This is a genomic window from Sphingomonas sp. LH128, assembly GCF_000293195.2.
GTDB classification, from domain to species: Bacteria; Pseudomonadota; Alphaproteobacteria; order Sphingomonadales; family Sphingomonadaceae; genus Novosphingobium; species Novosphingobium resinovorum_A.
The window spans coordinates 1-901 of the sequence record NZ_ALVC01000508.1; the positions used below are offsets into that span (position 1 = coordinate 1).

1 protein-coding gene is annotated in these 901 nt (G+C 63.6%); it reads right to left on the bottom strand.

Features of this window, described 5'->3' with window-relative positions; all coding sequences use genetic code 11:
- The coding region (locus tag LH128_RS29390) for a sigma-70 factor domain-containing protein (protein WP_008833345.1) at positions 1 to 901 on the bottom strand (901 nt) is incomplete at both ends.

A 901-nucleotide genomic window follows, 5' to 3' on the forward strand; every position in this document is an offset into this window, starting at 1 on the left:
TCGGCGGCGGCGAACGCGGCCCATTTCTTGTCCCTGCCTGCCATCTCGGCCACCCAGGTGTCATCCAGTTCACGGCCGACGTAGGCTTCGAGGAAATCGGCGCGCTTCACCTTGTGCCGCTCGACCAGCCGCAGCATCTGGCCGCCCAGCGCCGTGAGACGGCGGTTGGACACGTAGAGGTTGTCGATCAGCTGTTCGATCTTGGCGGCATGGAATTTGACCGACTCCACCTCGGCGGTCAGTTCCGCGCGCAGCTGCAGATACTGTTCCTCGCGCGCATGAGGGAAGGCTATACCCAACCCCGCCGCTTCCGTGCGGTCCGCCTGAACCCGCTCGAAGCTGTGAAAAAGCTCGGCGATAAGCCCGAATTTCTCCAGTGCCTCAGGCATCAGCGCAGCTTCCATCTGGGCAAGGCTGATACTGCCCTCGTCCGCGTCCGCCTCTTCGGTTCGCACGGCCGCGACCGGATTGCCGTCCTCGTCCAGTTGACCGGCGCTTTGCTCTTCCGGCTCCGCTTCATCGCTGAACGATGGGCCTGCGGTCTTCTCGCTGATCTCGCCGCCGTCGTCAGCCTCGGCGTCCTCCCCGAATGTCTCGGGTTGCGGTTCCTTCGCAAGCATTGCGTCGAGATCGAGGATCTCGCGAAGCTGCATGTCTCCGGCATTGAGCGCCTCGGACCAGTGGATGATGGCATGGAACGTCAGCGGACTTTCGCACAAGCCCTGGATCATCATGTCGCGGCCCGCTTCGATCCGCTTGGCAATAGCGGCCTCACCCTCACGGGTGAGCATCTCCGCCGCGCCCATTTCGCGCAGGTACATGCGCACGGGATCATCCGTGCTGCCCAGGCTCTCCGCTTTTTTCGGCTTCGGCCCGCGGCTTTCGAAAACTGCCCCGTCGT